This is a genomic window from Enterobacter sp. Sphag1F (assembly GCF_014193275.1).
Taxonomy (GTDB): Bacteria; Pseudomonadota; Gammaproteobacteria; order Enterobacterales; family Enterobacteriaceae; genus Pantoea; species Pantoea symbiotica.
On sequence record NZ_JACHZD010000003.1, the window covers coordinates 279,654 to 301,237 of the forward strand.

General features: G+C 56.3%; 21 protein-coding genes. 13 read left to right on the plus strand and 8 right to left on the minus strand.

Annotation, left to right across the window (positions count from 1 at the left end; all coding sequences use genetic code 11):
• Nucleotides 1-2: 2 nt before the first annotated feature.
• Both FHW71_RS12070 and FHW71_RS12075 read left to right on the plus strand, forming a co-directional pair.
• On the plus strand, nt 3-2,858 hold the full coding sequence (locus FHW71_RS12070; protein WP_154154416.1) for a valine--tRNA ligase: 2,856 nt from the start codon (nt 3-5) through the stop codon (nt 2,856-2,858).
• A gap of 66 nt (nt 2,859-2,924) precedes the next feature.
• A complete protein-coding gene (locus FHW71_RS12075) occupies nt 2,925-3,428 on the plus strand; it encodes a GNAT family N-acetyltransferase (RefSeq protein WP_154181801.1) in 504 nt (167 codons plus the stop codon).
• 64 nt (nt 3,429-3,492) lie between these two features.
• Here FHW71_RS12075 and miaE read toward each other — a convergent pair whose 3' ends face one another.
• Entirely contained in the window at nt 3,493-4,263 is a 771-nt protein-coding gene (miaE, locus tag FHW71_RS12080) for a tRNA isopentenyl-2-thiomethyl-A-37 hydroxylase MiaE (protein ID WP_179451909.1), read from the minus strand.
• Nucleotides 4,264-4,321: 58 nt separating this feature from the next.
• On the minus strand, nt 4,322-4,744 hold the full coding sequence (rraB, locus tag FHW71_RS12085; protein WP_008104254.1) for a ribonuclease E inhibitor RraB: 423 nt from the start codon (nt 4,742-4,744) through the stop codon (nt 4,322-4,324).
• Nucleotides 4,745-4,906: 162 nt separating this feature from the next.
• Here rraB and argF point away from each other — a divergent pair, with 162 nt between their 5' ends.
• From argF to ridA, 4 genes are all read left to right on the plus strand, one after another.
• Entirely contained in the window at nt 4,907-5,914 is a 1,008-nt protein-coding gene (gene argF / locus FHW71_RS12090; RefSeq protein ID WP_154154422.1) for an ornithine carbamoyltransferase, read from the plus strand.
• 243 nt (nt 5,915-6,157) lie between these two features.
• Nucleotides 6,158-7,093: an aspartate carbamoyltransferase gene (gene pyrB, locus FHW71_RS12095; protein ID WP_008104258.1), complete on the plus strand. Its 936-nt coding sequence runs from the start codon at nt 6,158-6,160 to the stop codon at nt 7,091-7,093.
• Nucleotides 7,094-7,104: 11 nt separating this feature from the next.
• Nucleotides 7,105-7,569: an aspartate carbamoyltransferase regulatory subunit gene (gene pyrI, locus FHW71_RS12100; RefSeq protein WP_007886734.1), complete on the plus strand. Its 465-nt coding sequence runs from the start codon at nt 7,105-7,107 to the stop codon at nt 7,567-7,569.
• Between the two features lie 78 nt (nt 7,570-7,647).
• Nucleotides 7,648-8,034 (plus strand): 2-iminobutanoate/2-iminopropanoate deaminase, encoded by a 387-nt coding sequence (ridA, locus tag FHW71_RS12105; protein ID WP_061718232.1) that lies wholly within the window; start codon nt 7,648-7,650, stop codon nt 8,032-8,034.
• A gap of 67 nt (nt 8,035-8,101) precedes the next feature.
• Here ridA and FHW71_RS12110 read toward each other — a convergent pair whose 3' ends face one another.
• Entirely contained in the window at nt 8,102-10,486 is a 2,385-nt protein-coding gene (locus FHW71_RS12110) for a family 20 glycosylhydrolase (protein WP_179451908.1), read from the minus strand.
• A gap of 416 nt (nt 10,487-10,902) precedes the next feature.
• Between FHW71_RS12110 and nrdD the strand changes: the two genes are divergently transcribed.
• Both nrdD and nrdG read left to right on the plus strand, forming a co-directional pair.
• A complete protein-coding gene (nrdD, locus tag FHW71_RS12115; RefSeq protein ID WP_179451907.1) occupies nt 10,903-13,041 on the plus strand; it encodes an anaerobic ribonucleoside-triphosphate reductase in 2,139 nt (712 codons plus the stop codon).
• The gene (nrdG, locus tag FHW71_RS12120; protein WP_179451906.1) at nt 13,038-13,604 is read left to right on the plus strand and encodes an anaerobic ribonucleoside-triphosphate reductase-activating protein; all 567 of its coding nucleotides are present in this window, start codon (nt 13,038-13,040) and stop codon (nt 13,602-13,604) included. Before nrdD ends, nrdG begins: the two co-directional genes overlap by 4 nt.
• Here nrdG and FHW71_RS12125 read toward each other — a convergent pair.
• Both FHW71_RS12125 and FHW71_RS12130 read right to left on the minus strand, forming a co-directional pair.
• The gene (locus FHW71_RS12125; RefSeq protein ID WP_179451905.1) at nt 13,497-14,531 is read right to left on the minus strand and encodes a permease; all 1,035 of its coding nucleotides are present in this window, start codon (nt 14,529-14,531) and stop codon (nt 13,497-13,499) included. The two genes, nrdG and FHW71_RS12125, sit on opposite strands and share 108 nt — an antisense overlap.
• A 140-nt stretch (nt 14,532-14,671) precedes the next feature.
• Nucleotides 14,672-15,103: a YhbP family protein gene (locus FHW71_RS12130; protein ID WP_179451904.1), complete on the minus strand. Its 432-nt coding sequence runs from the start codon at nt 15,101-15,103 to the stop codon at nt 14,672-14,674.
• Between the two features lie 80 nt (nt 15,104-15,183).
• On the opposite strand from FHW71_RS12130, the gene FHW71_RS12135 reads away from it, so the two are divergent.
• Nucleotides 15,184-15,471 (plus strand): GIY-YIG nuclease family protein, encoded by a 288-nt coding sequence (locus FHW71_RS12135; protein ID WP_061718453.1) that lies wholly within the window; start codon nt 15,184-15,186, stop codon nt 15,469-15,471.
• Here the strand turns inward: FHW71_RS12135 and FHW71_RS12140 are convergent.
• Both FHW71_RS12140 and FHW71_RS12145 read right to left on the minus strand, forming a co-directional pair.
• Entirely contained in the window at nt 15,455-15,961 is a 507-nt protein-coding gene (locus FHW71_RS12140; RefSeq protein WP_061718238.1) for an N-acetyltransferase, read from the minus strand. The genes FHW71_RS12135 and FHW71_RS12140 overlap by 17 nt on opposite strands.
• Nucleotides 15,955-16,479, minus strand: a complete 525-nt coding sequence (locus FHW71_RS12145) for an SCP2 domain-containing protein (protein WP_036648365.1) — start codon at nt 16,477-16,479, stop codon at nt 15,955-15,957. Before FHW71_RS12145 ends, FHW71_RS12140 begins: the two co-directional genes overlap by 7 nt.
• A gap of 203 nt (nt 16,480-16,682) precedes the next feature.
• Here FHW71_RS12145 and FHW71_RS12150 point away from each other — a divergent pair, with 203 nt between their 5' ends.
• From FHW71_RS12150 to FHW71_RS12160, 3 genes are all read left to right on the plus strand, one after another.
• On the plus strand, nt 16,683-17,678 hold the full coding sequence (locus tag FHW71_RS12150; RefSeq protein ID WP_061718239.1) for a peptidase U32 family protein: 996 nt from the start codon (nt 16,683-16,685) through the stop codon (nt 17,676-17,678).
• A gap of 9 nt (nt 17,679-17,687) precedes the next feature.
• On the plus strand, nt 17,688-18,572 hold the full coding sequence (locus FHW71_RS12155) for a U32 family peptidase (protein WP_179451903.1): 885 nt from the start codon (nt 17,688-17,690) through the stop codon (nt 18,570-18,572).
• 117 nt (nt 18,573-18,689) lie between these two features.
• The gene (locus FHW71_RS12160) at nt 18,690-19,700 is read left to right on the plus strand and encodes a luciferase-like monooxygenase (RefSeq protein ID WP_179451902.1); all 1,011 of its coding nucleotides are present in this window, start codon (nt 18,690-18,692) and stop codon (nt 19,698-19,700) included.
• A 3-nt stretch (nt 19,701-19,703) separates the two neighbouring features.
• On the opposite strand, the gene FHW71_RS12165 is transcribed toward FHW71_RS12160, so the two are convergent.
• The gene (locus tag FHW71_RS12165) at nt 19,704-20,621 is read right to left on the minus strand and encodes an AraC family transcriptional regulator (RefSeq protein WP_179451901.1); all 918 of its coding nucleotides are present in this window, start codon (nt 20,619-20,621) and stop codon (nt 19,704-19,706) included.
• Nucleotides 20,622-20,804: 183 nt separating this feature from the next.
• On the opposite strand from FHW71_RS12165, the gene FHW71_RS12170 reads away from it, so the two are divergent.
• Entirely contained in the window at nt 20,805-21,551 is a 747-nt protein-coding gene (locus FHW71_RS12170) for a glucose 1-dehydrogenase (RefSeq protein WP_061718243.1), read from the plus strand.
• The last annotated feature ends 33 nt before the right edge of the window (nt 21,552-21,584 follow it).

Below are 21,584 nucleotides of genomic sequence, written 5' to 3' on the forward strand. Positions count from 1 at the left end.
AAATGGAAAAGACATATAACCCGCAAGATATCGAGCAGCCGCTCTACGAGCACTGGGAACAGCAGGGCTACTTTAAACCGAATGGCGATACCAGCCAGGAAAGCTTTTGCATCATGATCCCGCCGCCGAACGTCACCGGCAGCTTGCATATGGGTCACGCTTTCCAGCAGACCATCATGGATACCATGATTCGCTACCAGCGCATGCAGGGTAAAAATACCTTGTGGCAGGCCGGTACCGATCACGCCGGTATCGCCACGCAGATGGTGGTAGAACGCAAAATCGCCGCTGAAGAGGGCAAAACGCGCCAGGATTATGGCCGCGATGCGTTCATCGACAAAATCTGGCAGTGGAAAGCGGAATCCGGCGGCACCATTACGCGCCAGATGCGTCGTCTCGGCAACTCGGTTGACTGGGAGCGCGAGCGTTTCACCATGGATGAAGGTCTGTCCAACGCGGTGCGCGAAGTGTTTGTCCGCCTGTACAAAGAGAACCTGATTTACCGTGGCAAGCGCCTGGTGAACTGGGATCCAAAACTGCGTACCGCCATCTCCGATCTGGAAGTGGAAAACCGCGAGAGCAAAGGCTCGATGTGGCACATCCGCTATCCGCTGGCTGATGGCGTGAAAACCGCGGAAGGCAAAGATTATCTGGTGGTGGCGACCACGCGTCCGGAAACCCTGCTGGGCGATACCGGAGTGGCAGTTAACCCGGAAGATCCACGCTACAAAGATCTCATCGGCAAAGAGCTGATCCTGCCGCTGGTGAACCGTCGCATTCCGATCGTTGGCGATGAACACGCTGACATGGAAAAAGGCACCGGCTGCGTGAAGATCACGCCTGCGCATGACTTCAACGACTACGAAGTGGGTCGTCGTCATAAGCTGCCGATGATCAACATTCTGACCTTTGATGGCGACATCCGCGAGCGCGCGGAAGTGTTCGACACCAATGGTGAAGTCAGCGACGAATGCGCCGACGATATCCCGGCACAGTTCCAGAAGATGGAGCGTTTCGCCGCGCGTAAAGCGATTGTTGCTGCCGTTGATGAGATCGGCCTGCTGGAAGAGATCAAACCACACGACCTGACCGTGCCTTACGGCGATCGCGGCGGCGTGGTCATCGAGCCAATGCTGACCGACCAATGGTATGTGCGCACCGCACCGCTGGCGAAAGTCGCGGTGGAAGCGGTAGAAAACGGCGACATCCAGTTCGTGCCGAAGCAGTACGAAAACATGTACTTCTCATGGATGCGCGACATTCAGGATTGGTGTATTTCACGTCAGCTGTGGTGGGGACATCGCATCCCAGCATGGTACGACAACGACGGCAACGTCTACGTTGGCCGCACCGAAGACGAAGTGCGTCAGGAGAACAATCTGGCCGCCGACGTGGCACTGCGCCAGGACGACGACGTGCTGGATACCTGGTTCTCGTCCGGTCTGTGGACCTTCTCGACACTGGGCTGGCCAGAGAACACCGAAGCGCTGCGTACCTTCCATCCAACCAGCGTGTTGGTGAGCGGCTTCGACATCATCTTCTTCTGGATTGCGCGCATGATCATGCTGACCATGCACTTCATCAAAGATGAAAACGGCAAACCGCAGGTGCCGTTTAAAACCGTCTACATGACAGGTTTGATCCGTGATGAAGAAGGCCAGAAGATGTCCAAGTCGAAAGGCAACGTCATCGATCCACTGGATATGATTGACGGTATTTCGCTGGAAGATCTGCTGGAGAAGCGTACCGGCAACATGATGCAGCCGCAGCTGGCTGAGAAGATCCGCAAACGTACCGAGAAGCAATTCCCGGACGGCATCGTGCCTTCAGGTACCGATGCGCTGCGCTTTACCCTCGCCGCGCTGGCGTCTACCGGTCGTGATATCAACTGGGATATGAAGCGCCTCGAAGGTTACCGCAACTTCTGTAACAAGCTGTGGAACGCCAGCCGCTTCGTGCTGATGAATACTGAAGAGCAGGATTGCGGCCAAAACGGCGGCGAAATGAAGCTGTCGCTGGCGGATCGCTGGATTCTGAGCGAATTCAACCGCAGCGTGAAAGCCTACCGTGAAGCGCTGGATAGCTATCGCTTTGATATCGCGGCCAACATTCTGTACGACTTCACCTGGAACCAGTTCTGTGACTGGTATCTGGAACTGACCAAGCCGGTGATGACCAGCGGTAGCGAAGCGGAACTGCGCGGTACGCGTAATACGCTGGTCACCGTGCTGGAAGCGCTGCTGCGTCTGGCGCATCCAATCATTCCTTACATCACCGAAACCATCTGGCAGCGTGTGAAAGGCCTGAAAAACATCGACCACGATACCATCATGCTGCAGCCGTTCCCGCAGTATGAAGCGGCGAAAGAGGATGCCGAGGCGCAGGCCGATATCGAGTGGATGAAGCAGGCGATCGTCGCGGTGCGTAATATCCGTGCTGAGATGAACATCGCACCAAGCAAGCCGCTCGACGTGCTGCTGCGTGACTGCTCTGCCGCCGCTCAGCGTCGCGTAGAAGAGAACCGCACCTTCCTGTCGCGTCTGGCGCGTCTGGAAAGCCTGACCATTCTGCCTGCGGGCGAGAAAGGCCCGGTTTCGGTCACCAAGATTGTTGAAGGCGCTGAGTTGCTGATCCCGATGGCGGATCTGGTCAACAAAGAAGCCGAGCTGGAGCGTCTGGCGAAAGAGCTGGTGAAACTTGATGTCGAAATCGAGAAGATCCAGACCAAACTGGCGAACGAAGGCTTTGTGTCACGTGCGCCGGAAGCGGTTGTCGCGAAAGAGCGTGAGCGCGTGGCTGAGCTTGAGCAATCAAAAGCAAAACTGTTTGAACAGCAGGGCGTTATTGCGGCATTGTAAGCGCTTCAGTCCAACTGCTTAATCGAAGCCGGGCACTGCCCGGCTTTTTTTTACCGGAAGATAATGATGACCACCGACGCCTCCATCAATTTAAAGGTGCGCCCCATTACCGCTGCCGATAACTCGCTGATCGCGCAGGTGATCCGTGATGTGTCAGCTGAATTTGGCCTGACGGCGGACAAAGGCTACACCGTGTCCGATCCCCATCTCGATCGCCTGTTCGAACTCTACAGCGAAGCCAATAGCGCCTACTGGATTGTGGAACATGATGGTGTGGTGGTGGGCGGCGGCGGCGTTGCTCCGCTGGCGTGTAGCGCGCCGGATATCTGCGAGCTGCAGAAGATGTATTTCCTGCCGCAGGTGCGCGGTTTAGGCCTGGCGCGCGATCTGGCGCTGCGCGCAATGGAATTTGCCCGTCAGCAGGGTTTTCAGCGCTGCTATCTGGAAACCACCGGCAGTTTGACGCGTGCGATTAAGCTGTATGAGTCGTTGGGGTTTGAGCTGATTGATAACGCGATGGGTTGTACCGGGCATGTGGATTGCGAAGTGCGGATGTTGAAGGTGTTGTGATGATTGAGGTCGCCATGAATGGCGACCCTACGGTTTAGTAGCCGGTTTTTTGTAGGGTGCGCATTCATGCGCACCAAACTGCCGGCACCCCACTATGAAAGCGTAGCTCGCCATCCGGTTCGCTGATTAAGCGCGCTTCTGTCACACCAAACACCTTTACGCGCGGCGCAATGTCCTTCGGCGAAATCTGCTGTGCCAGCTTCAGGTAATCCTGATAGTGACGCGCTTCCGAGCGCAGCAGCGAGATATAGAACTTCTCCAGCTGCTCATCCAGATACGGCGCCAGGCTGGCGAAACGCTCGCAGGAACGCGCTTCGATGTACGCCCCGCAAATCAGCTTATCCACCAGCGCTTCCGGCTCGTAAGTGCGAATTTCGCGAATCAGCCCTTTGGCATAGCGGCTGGCGGTGATTTTGCGATACGGCAAACCGCGCGACTGCATGATCTCCCACACCTGATAGAAGTGATGCAATTCCTCTTTCACCAGCAGCACCATCATCTCCACCAGATCGTCGGCCCAAGGCAGTTCGTTGCGCACGATAATGCTTTTGGTCAGATTCTTGTGGGCATTGATAAAGTTACTGTCCTGCTCATCGCGGTAGATAAAATCTTCATACGGCTTGAGCCACGCCAGAATGGCATCACCACTCGGCTTATCCGCCACGTATTTACGGATGATAAACACCGCAGTTTGCGCGGCTTTCAATTCGCAAACCATGTGATCGGTGAGCAGCAACGTCAGATTTTCCGGCTTGCGCGCTTCATCAATCCACGCTTGTGGCGTGCGGCAATGCAGGAATTGATAGATCGGTTCTAATAGAGGAGCGTAATTCATGGGCAGTCTTTGTCTTACGGGGAGAGGTTTCAGGGCGGCGAGCGCCGCCCATTAATGCTTAGTGACGCACACCGTTGTCTTCTTCGTCGTCGATGAACTCGCCATCGTCGTCTTCATCTTCGGCATCAGGATCTTCAAAGTAGGTGCCCCAACCGTCGTAATCGACGTTGTAGCTGCCCGCCAGATTCACCAACTGCTCAACCTGCGCATCAATCAACTCAGGCTTCAACGCGCCTTCGCTCAGGATATCCACACACATCACGGTGGTGCCGTCTTCCAGCTCCAGCTCTTCTGGCTCGCTGACTTCGTAGCCCAGTTTGAAGGCATCAACCGCGACCTTCTCCAGCGAGTCAAAGTTGTTGCAGGAGAGATGATGTTCGATAGTGTAAAGCGCATCTGGATCGCTGCCGTCTTCCAGCAACTCTTCAATGATCAGTCGCGTCTCTTCGCGCTGTTCTTCCAGCAATGCTTCATATGCCATGGGTGTGTCCTCAAATATTCGGCTGAATACAATTATTTTCCCACACTGCCTCGCGCGCCACTACACAAAACAACAAGTTTCTTAACGCCGGGGTTGAAAATGCATATTCATACGGTTAGATTGAATTTTAATTCATTTTAATGTGGGCACCCGGAGCGCTGTATGAGTCAGCTACATCAAAGACATTTCCTGAGATTGCTGGATTTCACCCCAGCCGAAATCGATTCTCTGCTGAGTCTGGCAGGTGAATTAAAACACGCAAAGAAAAATGCCAGCGAAACGCAGTACCTGAAAGGCAAAAACATCGCGCTCATCTTCGAAAAAGACTCGACTCGTACCCGATGCTCTTTCGAAGTTGCCGCTTACGATCAGGGCGCTAACGTTACCTATCTCGGCCCAAGTGGCAGCCAAATCGGCCATAAAGAGTCAATGAAAGACACCGCGCGCGTGCTGGGACGCATGTATGACGGTATTCAATATCGCGGTTACGGCCAGGAACTGGTGGAAACCTTAGCGGAATTCGCTGGCGTGCCGGTATGGAATGGCCTGACCACCGAATTCCACCCCACGCAACTGCTGGCCGATCTGCTGACGATGCAGGAACATTTGCCGGGTAAAGCGCTGAATGAAATGACGCTGGTTTACGTTGGCGATGCGCGTAACAACATGGGTAACAGCATGCTGGAAGCCGCTGCGCTGGTCGGCCTGGATCTGCGTCTGGTGGCACCAAAAGGCTGCTGGCCGGAAGCGGAACTGGTCGAGCAATGCCGCGTGGCCGCGCAGCAAACCGGTGGCAAAATCACCCTGACCGAAGATATCGCCGAAGGCGTGCAAGGTGCCGACTTCATCTACACTGATGTGTGGGTGTCGATGGGCGAAGCCAAATCGGTGTGGGAAGATCGCATCGCTCTGCTGCGTCCTTATCAGGTGAACAGCGCGATGCTGGCACTGACCGGCAATCCGCAGGTGAAGTTCCTGCACTGCTTGCCTGCCTTTCATGACGACAAAACCACGCTGGGCCGGCAAATGGCCGAGCAGTACGGTTTGCAGGATGGCATGGAAGTGAGTAATGAGGTGTTTGAATCTGCGCACAGCATCGTGTTCGATCAGGCTGAAAACCGCATGCACACCATTAAAGCGGTGATGGTGGCGACACTCGGCAAGCTATGATTGGTCGCGCCGCAAACGTTTACCTCGTGCGCGATATTTGCTTGATGCAAATCAGTGAATGCGTATAATGCGGCCCAATTTGCCGGAGGAAACATGCAACAGCGCAGCGCACAATTTGACGCTCAACGACGCCTGACAGCGGGCGGCGCATCTGTTTCTTTCCGTCATCAATCGATCGTAAAAAAAGCCCCTTAAGCAGGGGCTTTTTTTTGTCCGCAATCCGGCAGCGCAGAGGAGAACGCTATGGCCAACCCGCTATATCGCAAGCACATTATTTCCATCAACGATCTCAACCGCGACGAGCTGGAGCTGGTGCTGCATACCGCCGCCCAGTTGAAAGCCAATCCCCAGCCGGAGCTGCTGAAACACAACGTGATCGCCAGCTGCTTCTTTGAAGCTTCAACGCGCACGCGCTTGTCGTTTGAAACCGCGATGCATCGTCTCGGCGCGTCGGTGGTGGGCTTCGCCGACGGCAGCAATACCTCGCTCGGCAAGAAAGGAGAAACCCTCGCCGATACCATTTCGGTGATTGGTACTTACGTCGATGCCATCGTGATGCGTCATCCGCAGGAAGGCGCGGCGCGTCTGGCGACGGAATTCTCCGGCGGCATTCCGATTCTGAATGCCGGTGATGGTGCTAACCAGCATCCGACGCAAACGCTGCTCGATCTCTTTACCATTCGCGAAACGCAAAATCGCCTCGATAACCTGAATGTGGCGATGGTCGGCGACCTGAAATATGGCCGCACCGTGCATTCACTGACGCAGGCGCTGGCGAAGTTTGATGGCAACCGCTTCTTCTTTATCGCGCCGGATGCGCTGGCGATGCCGTCGTATATCACCGATATGCTGGATGAGCAGAACATTGCCTGGTCGCGCCACGACACCATCGAAGAAGTGATGCCAGAACTCGACATTCTGTATATGACGCGCGTGCAGAAAGAGCGCCTCGATCCGTCGGAATACGCCAACGTTAAAGCACAGTTCATCCTGCGCGCCGCCGATTTAGCCGGTGCTCGCGACAACATGAAAGTACTGCATCCGCTGCCGCGTATCGACGAGATCACCACCGACGTGGATAGCACGCCGCACGCCTGGTATTTCCAGCAGGCTGGAAATGGCATCTTCGCTCGCCAGGCACTGCTGGCGCTGGTACTGAATCGCGAACTGGCATTGTAAGGAGCAAAACGATGACACACGATAATAAATTGCAGGTTGAAGCCATCAAACGCGGCACGGTGATTGACCATATCCCGGCGCAGGTCGGCTTTAAGTTACTGTCGCTGTTTCGTCTGACCGAAACCGATCAGCGCATCACCATTGGCCTCAACTTGCCGTCGGGCGAGATGGGCCGCAAAGATCTGATCAAGATCGAAAACACCTTCCTGACCGACGATCAGATCAATCAGCTGGCGGTGTATGCGCCGCTCGCCACGGTGAACCGCATTGACGAATACGAAGTGGTGGCGAAGATCGCCCCAACCTTGCCGGATCGTATTGACCGCGTGCTGACTTGCCCGAACAGCAACTGCATCAGCCGCAACGAGCCGGTGTTCACCAGCTTTGCGGTGAAAAAGCGCGAAGATGATGTACATCTGAAGTGCAAATATTGCGAGAAAGAGTTCGCGCGCCACGTGGTGCTCGGTCACTGGTAATCGCCTGCGTCGTCCCTATAATGGGACGATTCATTTCGCGGCGGACATCGGTCGGCCGCGCACTTTCAAGGAGAAACAATGTCTCGCGAAATCAGTACTTCAAACGCACCCGCAGCGATTGGCCCCTACGTGCAGGGCGTGGATCTCGGCAGTATGATCATCACTTCAGGCCAGATCCCGGTTGATCCGGCTACCGGCGCTGTTGCCGATGATGTTTCTGCACAGGCACGTCAGTCACTGGAAAATGTGAAGGCGATTGTCGAAGCCGCAGGCCTGAAAGTGGGCGATATCGTGAAAACCACCGTGTTTGTGAAGGATCTGAATGACTTCGCCACGGTGAACGCAACTTACGAAGCGTTCTTCACCGAGCACAACGCCAGCTTCCCAGCGCGTTCTTGCGTGGAAGTGGCGCGTCTGCCGAAAGATGTGAAGATTGAGATTGAGGCGATTGCGGTTCGTCGTTGATTGATCGCGGTGCGCATAAATGCGCACCCTACGCTTTTCGTAAGGTCGCCATTAATGGCGACCTCTGTTATTTAAACGATCGCAGTAACTTCTCCAGCGGCCGCACTAGCGCCAGCACCGTTTCATCCTGCACCTGCGCTGCCGCATCCAGTTGCGTATGCATCTGCGCCACTTCGCCTGCGCCATACGCCTGATTACGCTCCAGCGCGTTGACCAAATCCAGCCCCATCCGGCTCAGTTCTGTCACTTGCTGCACCTGCTGCTGCAGCGGCTTGAGCTGATAGCTACCCAGAATCAGCGGCATCACCGCATCGCTGTTGTTCTGCCAGCGCTGCAGCTGCTGACGGATGGCATGCGCCGCCGCGTGATCGGCGCGATTGGCGATCAAGCGATCAACCTGCTTATCCAGCAAACGCACCGCGTTACTCTCGGCAGGCAACACATCCGCCAAACGATTGAGCGGTTCAAAATAGTCGTAATGTCCCGCCTGGAATTTCAGATGCTGGCGCGTGTAGTACTGCGCCGGTTCCAGCACTTCGGCCAATATACGTAACGGCGTGATGTCGCTGCTGTTCGCCAGTCGCATCATCTGCACTTCAGCCTGCTGATGCTGCTGCAAACCGACTGAAATGGTGCCCCAGAGATCCACCGCGCTCAGGCGTTGATACATGTTATCGCTGTCGGTGACATCCTTTGCCGACCATAACCGCTCAGCCACCACAAAAGCGCGCGGCCACAGGCGCGTATCAATCACCCGGCTATCGACGTTCTCCGCCCACAGCGCCGCTTCGCCGCCAATCAGGTTGTTTTGCATCTGCTCCGGCGTCGGCAATGATGGCGCAATGCCGGTTGGCACTTGCGCCAGCTTGCTGCCTTCCGTGGGATAACGTACGTTGCCCACCAGCATATAACCGGTCAGCTTGTCTTGCGTCAGCGTCACCATCGGCTGGAACGGCCCCATCCACGTATCGACGCTGAAGGTCAGCTGCGTTGGCGACAGCCAGCGGATATCGCTGACCATGCGACGTGCTTTGCCGCTGAAATCGATAAAGCCGCGCCAGCCGTTTTTCCCCTCAATCAGCGTAAAGCTGCCTTTTAGCGCGCTGCCTTTAAGACGCGGCATGGTGAATTGCCAGCTCTGCGTCTGCTCACCGGCTTGCACCTGATCCGCGCCGTTAAGCCCTTGCGGCCAGGGTTCATTGCGATAGTGATAGGCGGCGGTTTGCGGCTGATCGAGATAGAAACCGGTGGAGAGAATGCCGCGGAAGTCGTTTTTCGCCACGGTGCCCAACGCATCCTGTCCTTGCCACGATTGAATCAGAATGCTTTTTGGCAGATCAGGATGGTAAACCTCATCCCAACCGATCATGCGGCGCTGATGCGCTTCGAGGATTTTCTCAACGCGCTGGTTAAACCAGGCTTGCAGCGCATGCGTATCCTTCAGGCCGTGATCGCGCATAAATTGCTGAATATGCGTGGAATCATTCCACTGGCTTGGATCGACCTCATCGCCACCAATGTGAATGTAGGGATCGGGGAAGATCGCCGTTACTTCGCCCATTAAGGTGTCGATAAAGCGAAACACCGCGTCGTTGCTGGGATCGAGCAGCGGCTTAAACACGCCCCAGCCGCGCTCCATCTGATACGGGCCCGGCGCGCTCATCAGCTCCGGCATCGCCACCGCGATCGCTGAGGCATGACCGGGCAGATCGATTTCCGGTAACACGCGCACGCCGCGCTGCGTGGCATAGTGCACCACATCACGCATCTGCTGCTGCGTGTAGTACAAGCCGTCGCTGGCTTTTTCCTGCAGCTGCGGATAGTGGCTGGAGGCAAAACGCCAACCTTGATCGTCGGTTAAGTGCCAGTGAAACACGTTCATACGCGCAGCGGCGATGCCGTCGATTTGCCGCTTCACGGTTTCAATCGGCAGGAAGTGGCGTGCCGAATCAATCAGCACACCGCGCCACGGAAAGCGCGGTTTATCGTCAATGGTGACGTAGGGAATTTCGGTGCCTTTTTCGGTGTTTTCAATCAGCTGCAGCACGGTTTCCATGCCGCGCATCGCACCAAAGCGAGTGTTAGCTTTCAGTAACACGCCGTCGCTGTTAACCAGCAGATGATAACTTTCGTCGCTGTCCGGCTGCGGGATCGGATCAACCGCCTGCGCGATTTGCACCTGAATGCTGGGATGGTCGCTGGATGCGCTGGCTGGCAGCAGCGGCCAGCCGGTTTGCCGCGCAATGCGCGCGCGCCAGCGCGATTCAGCACCTTCCAGATGATCGCCCGAGATATGCAACGTGAGCTGCGGCGTTAACGCATACGCCCCGCCTCCGCTCGGCTGCACCACGCTTTGTGGCCACGGCATCAGCGGTAAATCTCCGGCGGGCGCGGCGAAGGCGGAAAAAGTCATGGATAAACAACAGGCAAGCAAGGTTCTCTGCAATGGCATTTGGGCATCCTTGTAAATGAAACAGCGGACCAAAATGGGCAAAAGGCCCATTAAACCTGTTTCGCTTTGCAAAGCAAGTGGCCGTAGACTGAAATCAAGGCAGGTTAAAACTTTTGTATTTTAACCAGAGTAACCATTGCGTAATGCCGCTCAGTTAAACATTAATTTGCATATGCATGCAGGTGCGCATGAATGCGCACCCTACGAAAATCGCGCCAATCCTTTGTAGGGTCGCCATTTATGGTGACCGAAAGACGCTTAACTGACGAGCATTAGAGTAACCATTGCGCGGCTTTCAATCTTGGTTGTGGCTTCCTTGCTGTAGGTCAAACCGCCTGCGATTAATTAGCGCGTAAACACCATATATAGCGATTACACTCCTTAAAATTATCTACATATAGTTTCATGGAGAAGAAATGGCGACGGTGGTGATTAAGCGTGACGGCTGCAGAGTGCCGTTTGATGCGCAGCGGATCGAGGCGGCAGTAAGCGCGGCCGCGCGTGCGGCACAAATCGATGATACAGCCTGGTGCGCGCAAGTGGCGGCGCAGGTTAGCCAGCATCTGGCTGAACAGGCCGAAGTGGATATCCGCGACATTCAGTGCGCGGTGGAAGAGACGCTGATGAGTGGACGCTGGCCGCAACTGGCGCGCGCCTATATCGAATATCGCCATGACCGCGATCTAGCGCGTGAACAGCGCGGTAAACTGCATCACGCCATCCGCGGTTTGGTGGAGCAAACCAACGCGGCGCTGCTCAATGAAAACGCCAATAAAGACAGCAAAGTGATCCCCACCCAGCGCGACCTGCTGGCCGGCATCGTTGCTAAACATTACGCTCAGCAGCAACTGTTGCCACGCGATGTGGTGCTGGCGCATGAGCGCGGCGACATCCACTATCACGATCTCGACTATTCCCCATTCTTCCCGATGTTTAACTGCATGCTGATCGATCTGCACGGCATGCTGACCAACGGTTTCAAGATGGGCAACGCCGAGATCGAGCCGCCCAAATCGATCGCCACCGCCACGGCGGTCACCGCACAGATCATCGCGCAAGTTGCCAGCCATATTTACGGCGGCACCACCATCAACCGCATTGATGAAGTGCTGGCGCCGTTCGTTACGCTCAGCCTGGAAAAACACCGCGCGGTGGCGCAAGAGTGGCAGATTCCCGATGCCGAAGCCTATGCGCGCGTACGCACCGAAAAAGAGTGCTACGACGCGTTTCAGTCGCTGGAGTATGAAGTGAACACGCTGCACACCGCCAATGGCCAGACGCCATTTGTCACCTTTGGCTTTGGCCTCGGCACCGACTGGGCGGCGCGGCTGATCCAGCAATCCATTCTGCGCAACCGCATTGCCGGACTGGGTAAAAATCATAAAACGGCGGTGTTCCCGAAACTGGTGTTTGCTATCCGCGAAGGCGTGAATCGTCGGCCTGGCGAAGTTAACTACGATATCAAACAGCTGGCGCTGGAGTGCGCCAGCAAACGCATGTATCCGGATATCCTTAACTACGAAAAAGTGGTGGAAGTCACCGGCTCGTTTAAAACGCCGATGGGCTGCCGCAGCTTCCTTGGCGTCTATGAGGAGAACGGCGAGCAGATTCATGAAGGCCGCAACAATATTGGCGTCATCAGCCTCAATCTGCCGCGTATCGCGCTACAAGCCAAAGGCGACGAAGCGCAGTTCTGGCGCTTGCTGGATGAACGTCTGGCGCTGGCGAAGCGTGCCTTGATGACGCGTATCGCCCGGCTGGAAAAAACCAAAGCGCGCGTGGCGCCGATTCTGTATATGGAAGGTGCCTGCGGCGTGCGCTTGAAAGCGGATGACGAAGTGGGCGCCATTTTCCGCAACGGCCGCGCCTCGATTTCCCTTGGCTACATCGGCCTGCATGAGACGCTGAATGCGCTGAGCGGCAACGAAGTGCATCCGTATGACGCCGAATACCTGCGGGCAAAAGGCGTGGCGATTGTCACACATCTGCGTAACGCAGTGGACGCCTGGAAAGCGGAAACTGGCTACGGCTTCAGCCTGTACAGCACGCCGAGCGAGAATCTGTGCGACCGCTTCTGTCGGCTTGATGCCGCCGAATTTGGCGTGGTGGCGGGCGTAACCGACAAAGGGTATTACACCAACAGCTTCCATCTCGACGTGGAGAAAAAGGTCAATCCCTACGACAAGATCGACTTTGAAGCGCCCTATCCCGCCATCGCTAACGGCGGATTCATCTGTTACGGCGAATACCCCAACATCCAGCACAACCTCAAAGCGCTCGAAGACGTTTGGGATTACAGCTATCACCGCGTGCCCTATTACGGCACCAATACGCCGATCGATGAGTGCTACGAATGCGGCTTTAGCGGCGAGTTCAGCTGCACCAGCAAAGGGTTCACCTGCCCGCATTGCGGTAATCACGATCCGGCGCGCGTATCGGTAACGCGCCGCGTGTGCGGCTATCTCGGCAGCCCGGATGCGCGTCCGTTTAACGCCGGTAAACAGGAAGAGGTGCAGCGGCGCGTTAAACATCTGGAGACAGGAAAGCTGGGATGATGCGCATCCACGGCTATTATCCGGTTGATATCGTTAACGGGCCCGGCACGCGCTGCACACTGTTTGTCGCGGGCTGCGAACATCAATGTCGCGGATGCTATAACCAAAGCACGTGGCGGCTGGATTCCGGCGTACCTTTTACGCTGGAGATGGAAGAGCAGCTGATCGCCGATCTTAACGATCGGCGCATTCCGCGTCAGGGCTTGTCGCTGAGCGGCGGCGATCCGCTGCATCCGCATAACGTGCCGCATGTGCGTCGCCTGGTGAAACGTGTGCGACGTGAATGTCCGGATAAGGATATCTGGCTGTGGACCGGCTACGAGATGGCGGAACTCAGTGCGGCACAGCGCGAAGTGGTGGATGAGATTGATGTGCTGATTGACGGACGTTTTATCGAAGCGGAAAAAGATGCGCGGCTGCTGTGGCGCGGCAGCCGCAATCAGAAGATTTGGTGGTTACGCCAGCCACAAGGCGAGCACGCCGAGCAGCATGCCGCTGCCTGCCACGCCGATCAGCGCGATCCACAGCGCCCGCGCGGGAAAGGCGCGATGCAGCATCAATAACGACGGCACACTCACGGCGGGCAGCGTGACTAACAACGCCAGCGCGGGCGCAACGCCCATGCCCGCCAGCATCATGGTCTGCACAATCGGGATTTCCGCAGCGGTGGGAATCACAAACAGGCAGCCAGCGATCGCCATCAACATCACCCAAAACAGCGTATTGCCCACCGCGCCATCCGCGTGCGGGAACAGCCAAACGCGGGCGGCACCGAGCAACAATACCGCGACGATATACAACGGAATGGTGTTGCAGAACAGTCGCCACATCACTCGCAGCCAGCGCGTCAGAAACGGCTGCTCATCGCGAGCCGGTATAACGGTCGCGGCAACGGCCTGATCCGGCACGCTGCGCTGCACCAGCCACGCGATGCCCAATACCATCATCAAACCCGCCACCAGCCGAATCGCCGCAAAATTCCAGCCAAGTACAAAGCCCATAAAAATCAGCGTGGCGGGATTGAGTAGCGGATTCGCCAGCCAAAACGCCATTGCCGCGCCGCTGGAAACCTGCGACTGACGCAAGCCAGCTGTCACCGGCGCTGCACAGCAGCTGCACATCATGCCTGGCAAACCTAATCCAGTGCCCATCAGCGTCGAGCCAAAGCGCGAGCTGCCCATCAGACGCAGCAGCCAGGCACGTGGAATCAGCACCTGCACCAGCGATCCGAGGATCACGCCGAGCACCGCCGCTTTCCACACGGCGAGGAAATAGACCATGGCGTAATCAAGCGCTGCGCGCCACGGTGAGTCCGCCGCATTGGCCAAAATCGATTTACCAATCGAGTGAGTTTCGGCGGCCGTAAAGGCTTTGCCGTAATAAGGCTGCCATTTGACATACCACAGGCCGATCACCACCACGGCGAGGAACAGCAGCGGTTTCCACCAGGCGAAGCGTGTCGCTGGGGCGTGAGAAGAGAGTTGGGTCATCACAGAATTCCGTATTCAACTGAATAACGATGCCGCGTTGGGATACGCGGCGGATAGGCCTTAGTGTTATTCAGGTCATTTCATTCCGCCATGTGGAAATCGCTCAAACTTGATCCGGGGCGGAAATTTACCTCTTGCACCTACATGTCGCTGCGGTGCCAGACAATCTTTTTGCCAAAGCCCAGCGCATTGTCGGTCATCTTCACTTCGTCGAGCATGATTTCCCACAGCGGCGCAGTGACTTTCTTCGCCACCGGAAAACGCTTCTGATAGGCGTGACGCGCCTTCGTTTCCCTTTCTCCGCTTAGAAGCTGAATCACGCCGCGATACTGCACGCCTTTGATCAACAACACGCTTTTCGGCTGGCCATTTACCGTGCCCGCCACGCGAGGATTTGCCTGGATTAATGCGCCATGGCGCGTGTCAGGCTCGGTCATCAGCCAGAACGCCATGTTCGCGGCATCAAACACATAGAAGCAATTGGCGCACCACAGATCGTCGCCGTGGCTGGCAGATAACGACAGCACATGCTGTTTTTTTAAATAGCGAATCAGATGAGCATGGTCAGACAAAATCGGACTCCGTGCGGCGAATAGCGATGCGGCCTGAAGCGCGCTACACTGCCTGCCAGCTAATTTTCGAGATGAGTATGATGGAACAAGGCTGGCAGCTCTATCTGCTACAAACCGCCGCAGGCATGCTGTATACCGGCATCACCACCGATGTTAATCGTCGCCTGCAACAGCATCAGCTAGGACGCGGCGCGCGTTCGCTGCGTGGCAAAGGCCCCTTAACGCTGGTGTTTCATTGCGATGCCGGCGATCGCGCTGCCGCGTCACGCCTTGAGTATCAGGTGAAGCAGCTTAGCCGCGCGCAAAAGCTGCTGCTGGTTGCGCAGCAGCCGCCCTGCTTAGTGGCCTGGTTTAGTCGAAACGATTAAACGGTTCGGCGAATTCGATCAGCCCTTCTGCACCGACAAACGCATCGTCTGCCAGTTTGTACACCTGGAAGGCCGCTTCGCTGCCTAACCAACGACAATGCAAACCATGACGTGCCGCCGGTTCAAAGCCGAGTGGATTGTAGAACTCAGGATCGCCCAACACCACCACGGCGCTGTAGCTGAACTCATTAAGTGAATCCAATCCTTCATACACCAGCTGTTTAGCAAGGCCCTGTTTGCGCACCGATTCATCCACGGCGAGCGGCGCCAACGCTACCCAGTTGCGGTCTTCTCCTTGCAGGGTCACCGGACTGAAAGCGGCATAACCCAGCACCTGACCTTCATCATCCGTGGCAACGACACCAAGAGTCAGCAAGCCATCTTCGCGCAGTTGCTGTATCAGTTCCGCTTCGGCAGCGGTAGCAAAACTGCGCTTTAACAGGCTATCGATGCCTGCTGCATCAACGCCAATTTCAGTACGAATCAACATGAGATCCCCGCGCGCGCCTCAGCGGCCTTCGCGTCCTGTTTCATTCCTGCCTCAATAAAAGCAGCGAGCTGCTGCAATCCCGTGCGTAATGGCGTGGGCATGGCATCCAGTTCAATGGCATCCATTAGGTTTTTCACCTCAAGTCCCAGCTCCGTGTCACCTTCAATCACCAGACGGCGTTGAAAGAACAACATATCGGGATCCGCTTTGCGTGCTGCCACCAGCAACAGATCGTTGGCTTCACCGCGAAACCAGACATCAGCCTCGGTGTCGCGCGAAACGGTCAGGCGCCCTGCTTGCAGGGTGGTGATCCAGCGCAGATTCACATCGGCAACCTCGATCCCCAGATAACGCCCTTCCAGAAAGTCTAACTCACCTTCAGACAAAGCATGACGAAATTGCCAGTTTAGGAGTTGTTGCAGAATAGCTTTTTTTAGCGGGAAAGGGGTAATGGAAACGGGTAAAGCAAGGAATTCTGGGCCTTTTTCCACAATCAGACCGCGTAAGCGCGCAAACATCATCGACATTCCCTTCAGAAAATTTCATCTATTTTGCCACATCTGACCGGCGTCGCCTCCACTGAGATCAAGGAAATCGCCGCCTGGCTGGACGAAAAAGCTTCACTCCCGATCATCAATGCCGCTTTCACTGCCTTAAATCAACATTGCTGTCGGGTCAGTTATTTACACTCTTCGGCTTCAGAATCCGGGGAGGAAAATGTATGGAACTGCTGTGTCCGGCGGGGAATTTGCCTGCGCTGAAATCGGCGGTGGAGCATGGTGCTGACGCGGTGTATGTCGGCCTGAAAGACGATACCAATGCCCGCCACTTTGCTGGCCTCAATTTTACCGATAAGAAACTGGCTGAAGCCGCGCGCTATCTGCATCAGCATCGCCGCAAACTGCATGTGGCCATCAACACCTTCGCCCATCCTGATGGGATGAATCGCTGGCAAAGCGCGATTGATGTTGCCGCCCAGAACGGTGCGGATGCGCTGATTCTGGCGGATATTGCCACGCTGGAGTACGCGGCAAAACGCTATCCGCAGGTTGAGCGTCATCTTTCGGTACAAGCCTCCGCCACCAATCTGCAGGCCATTCATTTTTATCATCGTCACTTTCAACTTAGCCGCGTTGTGCTGCCGCGCGTGCTATCGATGCATCAGGTCAAACAGCTGGCGCGTGAGACGCCGGTGCCGCTGGAAGTATTCGCCTTCGGTAGCCTGTGCATTATGGCCGAAGGCCGCTGCTATCTCTCATCCTGGCTGACCGGCGAGTCGCCTAACAGCGCAGGTGCCTGCTCGCCAGCGAAATTTGTCCGCTGGCAACAGACGCCCAAAGGCATGGAATCACGGCTGAATGAAGTGCTAATTGACCGCTATGCGCCCGACGAGAGCGCGGGCTATCCCACGCTGTGTAAAGGGCGTTATGAAGTGGATAACCAGCTCTATCACGTGCTGGAAGAACCCACCAGTCTGAACACCTTGTCGCTGCTGCCTGAACTGCTGCGCGCCAACATTGCCTCGGTGAAAATTGAAGGTCGTCAGCGCAGCCCGGCATATGTGGCGCAGGTGGCAAAAGTGTGGCGTCAGGCCATCGATCGCTGCATGGCATCGCCTGAGCAGTATGTCGTGCAGGAACCCTGGATGCAGGCGCTGGGCGAGTTATCAGAAGGCAGCCAAACCACGCTCGGTGCTTATCACCGCGACTGGCAATAAGGAGATCGCATGAAATACGCCATCGGGCCGGTGCTGTGGTACTGGCCAACAGAAACGCTGGAAACCTTTTATCAACGCGCCGCCGAGAGCAGTGCCGAAATCATCTATCTCGGCGAAGCAGTGTGCAGCAAGAGACGCGCGACGTCGTTCAATCAATGGATGGAGATTGCGCGCATGCTGGCGCTGCAGGGTAAGCAAGTGGTGCTGAGTACGCTGGCACTGCTGCAGTCGCCCTCGGAAGTTAAGGAGCTGCGACGCTATGTCGAGAACGGTGAGTTCCTGCTGGAAGCCAATGACATCGGCACCGTGAACATGGCGGCAGAACGCAAATTGCCGTTTGTCGCCGGACCAACGCTCAACGTATATAACGCGCAGACGCTGCAACTGTTGCTGCAAGAAGGCATGACGCGCTGGTGCATTCCGGTGGAGATGTCTCGCGACTGGCTAATTCAGCTGCTGCAGCAGTGCGATGCGGCGGGCGTGCGCGAGCAATTTGAGGTGGAAGTGCTCGGTTATGGCCATCTGCCGCTGGCGTTGTCGGCCCGCTGCTTCACCGCACGCGCCGAGAATCGCGGCAAAGATGATTGCCAAACCTGCTGCATCAATTACCCAACCGGCCGCCGCGTGCTTTCACAGGAAGGCCAGCAGGTGTTTGTCCTCAATGGCATTCAGACCATGAGCGGTTATTGCTACAACCTCGGCAATGATTTGAGCGGCATGCATAACTGGATCGACATTGTGCGTCTGTCGCCACAGGGCGAAAGCACGCTCGCCGAAGTGGATCGCTTCCGCGCCAACGAAGCCGGTCAGGCCCCGCTAATGATGGCGCGCGGCAGCGACTGCAACGGATATTGGCGTCGCCTGGCCGGGATGGCGCTTGAAGGCGAGCGGTAAAGGCACATTCCGGCTATATTCCTGCGGTTATTAGCAGTTTTAATATGGGTAACGATGAGTGATACTCACAAGCGCAGGTCCGACTAAACACCTGCGCCATCCCTATTTGGAGTGCCCATGTCTGAGAAAAAAACTGTTCGCCTGTCCGTGTTGGATCTGGCGCCTATTCCACAAGGTTCCGCTGCACGCGATGCGTTCCATAATTCGCTGGCGCTGGCCCGTCAATCTGAAGCGCTGGGTTTCCACCGCTACTGGCTGGCTGAACACCATAATATGACGGGGATTGCCAGCGCCGCGACCTCAGTCTTGATCGGCTATTTAGCCGCCAATACCGAAACGCTGCGCCTCGGCTCAGGCGGCATCATGCTGCCCAACCACGCGCCGCTGGTGATCGCCGAACAGTTTGGTACCCTCGAATCACTCTATCCTGGCCGTATCGATTTGGGACTGGGCCGCGCGCCCGGTTCGGACCAACGCACCATGCTGGCGTTGCGTCGTCATCTTTCCAGCGCCCAGGCAGATAGCTTCCCGGAAGATGTTTCTGAACTGATTCGCTGGTTTGACGCCGAAGAGGGTGAACATCCGCCAGTTCAACCGGTTCCGGGTTTAGGATTGAAAATTCCGGTATGGCTGCTCGGTTCCAGCCTGTATAGCGCGCAATTGGCCGCTCAGCTTGGTTTGCCGTTTGCGTTTGCCTCGCATTTCGCACCCGATCTGCTGTTCCAGGCGCTGCATGTTTATCGTGAGAAATTCAAACCTTCGGCGCGTCTGGCGAAGCCGTATGCGATGGTGTGCGTCAACGTGGTCGCGGCCGATAGCGAGCGTGATGCGCGCTTCCTGTTCACCTCGATGCAGCAGCAGTTTATTAATCTGCGTCGCGGCAAGCCGGGTCCACTGCCCGCGCCGGTGGAGAACATGGATAATCTGTGGTCACCTTCCGAGCAATATGGCGTGCAGCAGGCGCTGAGCATGTCGATTGTCGGCGATAGCGATAAAGTCCGCAGCGGCCTTGCCGCGCTAATGCGTGAAACCCAGGCGGATGAAATCATGGTCAACGGCCAGATTTACGATTCGCAGGCGCGTCTGCGCTCCTTCGCGCTGGCAATGGAAGCGGCACGCACGCTGTAAACCTCATTGCGGTGGGTTTACCCACTCTGGACCCACCGCAATGGTTCGCGCGTCACGCGCCGGTGACTGGCCGTGAAAGCGGCTGTATTCGCGACTGAACTGCGAAGCACTTTGATAGCCCACCCGATAACCCGCCGTACCGGCATCCAGCTTCTCAATCAACATCAAACGACGCGCCTCGTTGAGCCGCAGCTGCTTTTGATACTGCATCGGCGTCATCGCCGTTACCGCTTTAAAGTGATGATGCAGCGATGAAATACTCATTCCAACGCTGCTCGCCAGATGATCCATTTTCAATGGATGATGAAAGTTTTCCCGTAGCCAGCGTGCAGCACGCGCCACTTTGTTGCCTGGCCGCTCCGTCAACGCCATGTTGAGAATACGCGGCCCTTCTGGCCCGGTCAGCAGACGATAGAAAATCTCCTGCTCAATTAACGGTGCCAGCGCGGCAATGTCCTGCGGATGATCCAGCAACTCCACCAAACGCATCACTGCATCCACCAATGGTGGCGCAACTTTATGCACGGCGATACCGCGCTCGCTAACCGCCGTGCTGCCGAGATGATGGTGTGGAAAGTGTTCCAGATAACGCATCAGCCGCGTTTCGTTGATGGTGATGCCCACGCCAAGATTTGGCTTCTCTGGCGTCGCCATGACCACACAAGATTGCACCGGCATATCGAGCGTCACCAGCAGCAAATCGCCCGGTCCGTAATGCATCACTTCATCGCCCATGCGTAGCGCTTTTTGCCCCTGCGCGATCAGAGCAAAGCTGGCCCAGGTCGCCACATGCGCCAAACTGGTGGGCTGAGAGCTGCGGCCGAAAGAGAGAAAATCGATCGGGCAATAGTGACGACCATCCTGCGGCGCATGGCGGGCAATGATTGCCACCAACTGCTGCCATTGTTCCTGATGAATCATGCGTTCTGCGCTCCGCGATAAGAAATCACTGAGTTGATATTCTCGCTTGTCGCTGGCGTTGCGCCTAGTCCTTGAGCAGCAGATTTGCAGGATCGTGCAAGAAGCTTGCAGGATTGCGCTACCACCCGATTGTATGGACAGCGCATGCTTTATCTTCCCCGAAATCTCAGGTGGAGAGATACGATGAAAACACTTGAAGGCAAAATTGCGCTGGTGACGGGCGCTTCGAAAGGCATTGGTGCCGCCATCGCCATGACTTTCGCGGCGGCCGGTGCTCGGGTGGTGGTGAATTATCTTCAGGACGAAGTGGGTGCGGCGGATGTGGTGACCGACATCCAGGCGCTGGGTAGCGACGCCATCGCCGTACAGGCGGATATCTCACGCGAGGCCGATGTGCAGCGCCTGTTCGCTAGCAGCATTGAGCAGTTTGGCGCACCCGATATTGTGGTGAATAACGCCGGCATTTTTCACCACGGTGACTTTACTGACCTTAGCATCAGCGAAATGCAGCAGCAGCTGAATGTGAATCTGCTGGGCACCTTGCTGGTGTGTCAGCAGGCGGCAAAACATTTCCCCGCACGCGGCGGTTCCATCATCAATCTAAGCGCCTTAAACAGCCAACGCAGCACGCCCGGTTCGGTGCTGTGGGCGGCAACCAAAGGCGCGATCGATACCTTGACGCAAGGCCTCGCACGGGAACTTGGGCCACGCAATATTCGCGTCAATGCGTTAGCACCCGGCATTATTTTGACCGAAGGTTTGCTGGCGGCGAAGAAGATGCATCCGGAGTTGAAGGCACAGCTGATTGCCGCTACGCCGCTTGGACGCTTTGGCTTGCCGGAAGATGTGGCGCAAGTCGCGCTGTTTCTGGCATCGGAAGAGGCGGCATATGTTAGCGGTGAACGCGTGCTGATTGCTGGCGGCGTGTAAACTTTACTTTCCACAAGCATAAAAAAAGGGACG

Excerpts from the sequence above, each read along its gene's own strand:
- FHW71_RS12070 (WP_154154416.1), top strand. The coding sequence starts at position 3 with ATGGAAAAGACATATAACCCGCAAGATATCGAGCAGCCGCTCTACGAG.
- FHW71_RS12075 (WP_154181801.1), top strand. The coding sequence starts at position 2,925 with ATGACCACCGACGCCTCCATCAATTTAAAGGTGCGCCCCATTACCGCT.
- miaE (WP_179451909.1), bottom strand. The coding sequence starts at position 4,263 with ATGAATTACGCTCCTCTATTAGAACCGATCTATCAATTCCTGCATTGC.
- rraB (WP_008104254.1), bottom strand. The coding sequence starts at position 4,744 with ATGGCATATGAAGCATTGCTGGAAGAACAGCGCGAAGAGACGCGACTG.
- argF (WP_154154422.1), top strand. The coding sequence starts at position 4,907 with ATGAGTCAGCTACATCAAAGACATTTCCTGAGATTGCTGGATTTCACC.
- pyrB (WP_008104258.1), top strand. The coding sequence starts at position 6,158 with ATGGCCAACCCGCTATATCGCAAGCACATTATTTCCATCAACGATCTC.
- pyrI (WP_007886734.1), top strand. The coding sequence starts at position 7,105 with ATGACACACGATAATAAATTGCAGGTTGAAGCCATCAAACGCGGCACG.
- ridA (WP_061718232.1), top strand. The coding sequence starts at position 7,648 with ATGTCTCGCGAAATCAGTACTTCAAACGCACCCGCAGCGATTGGCCCC.
- FHW71_RS12110 (WP_179451908.1), bottom strand. The coding sequence starts at position 10,486 with ATGCCATTGCAGAGAACCTTGCTTGCCTGTTGTTTATCCATGACTTTT.
- nrdD (WP_179451907.1), top strand. The coding sequence starts at position 10,903 with ATGGCGACGGTGGTGATTAAGCGTGACGGCTGCAGAGTGCCGTTTGAT.
- nrdG (WP_179451906.1), top strand. The coding sequence starts at position 13,038 with ATGATGCGCATCCACGGCTATTATCCGGTTGATATCGTTAACGGGCCC.
- FHW71_RS12125 (WP_179451905.1), bottom strand. The coding sequence starts at position 14,531 with ATGACCCAACTCTCTTCTCACGCCCCAGCGACACGCTTCGCCTGGTGG.
- FHW71_RS12135 (WP_061718453.1), top strand. The coding sequence starts at position 15,184 with ATGGAACAAGGCTGGCAGCTCTATCTGCTACAAACCGCCGCAGGCATG.
- FHW71_RS12140 (WP_061718238.1), bottom strand. The coding sequence starts at position 15,961 with ATGTTGATTCGTACTGAAATTGGCGTTGATGCAGCAGGCATCGATAGC.
- FHW71_RS12145 (WP_036648365.1), bottom strand. The coding sequence starts at position 16,479 with ATGTTTGCGCGCTTACGCGGTCTGATTGTGGAAAAAGGCCCAGAATTC.
- FHW71_RS12150 (WP_061718239.1), top strand. The coding sequence starts at position 16,683 with ATGGAACTGCTGTGTCCGGCGGGGAATTTGCCTGCGCTGAAATCGGCG.
- FHW71_RS12155 (WP_179451903.1), top strand. The coding sequence starts at position 17,688 with ATGAAATACGCCATCGGGCCGGTGCTGTGGTACTGGCCAACAGAAACG.
- FHW71_RS12160 (WP_179451902.1), top strand. The coding sequence starts at position 18,690 with ATGTCTGAGAAAAAAACTGTTCGCCTGTCCGTGTTGGATCTGGCGCCT.
- FHW71_RS12165 (WP_179451901.1), bottom strand. The coding sequence starts at position 20,621 with ATGATTCATCAGGAACAATGGCAGCAGTTGGTGGCAATCATTGCCCGC.
- FHW71_RS12170 (WP_061718243.1), top strand. The coding sequence starts at position 20,805 with ATGAAAACACTTGAAGGCAAAATTGCGCTGGTGACGGGCGCTTCGAAA.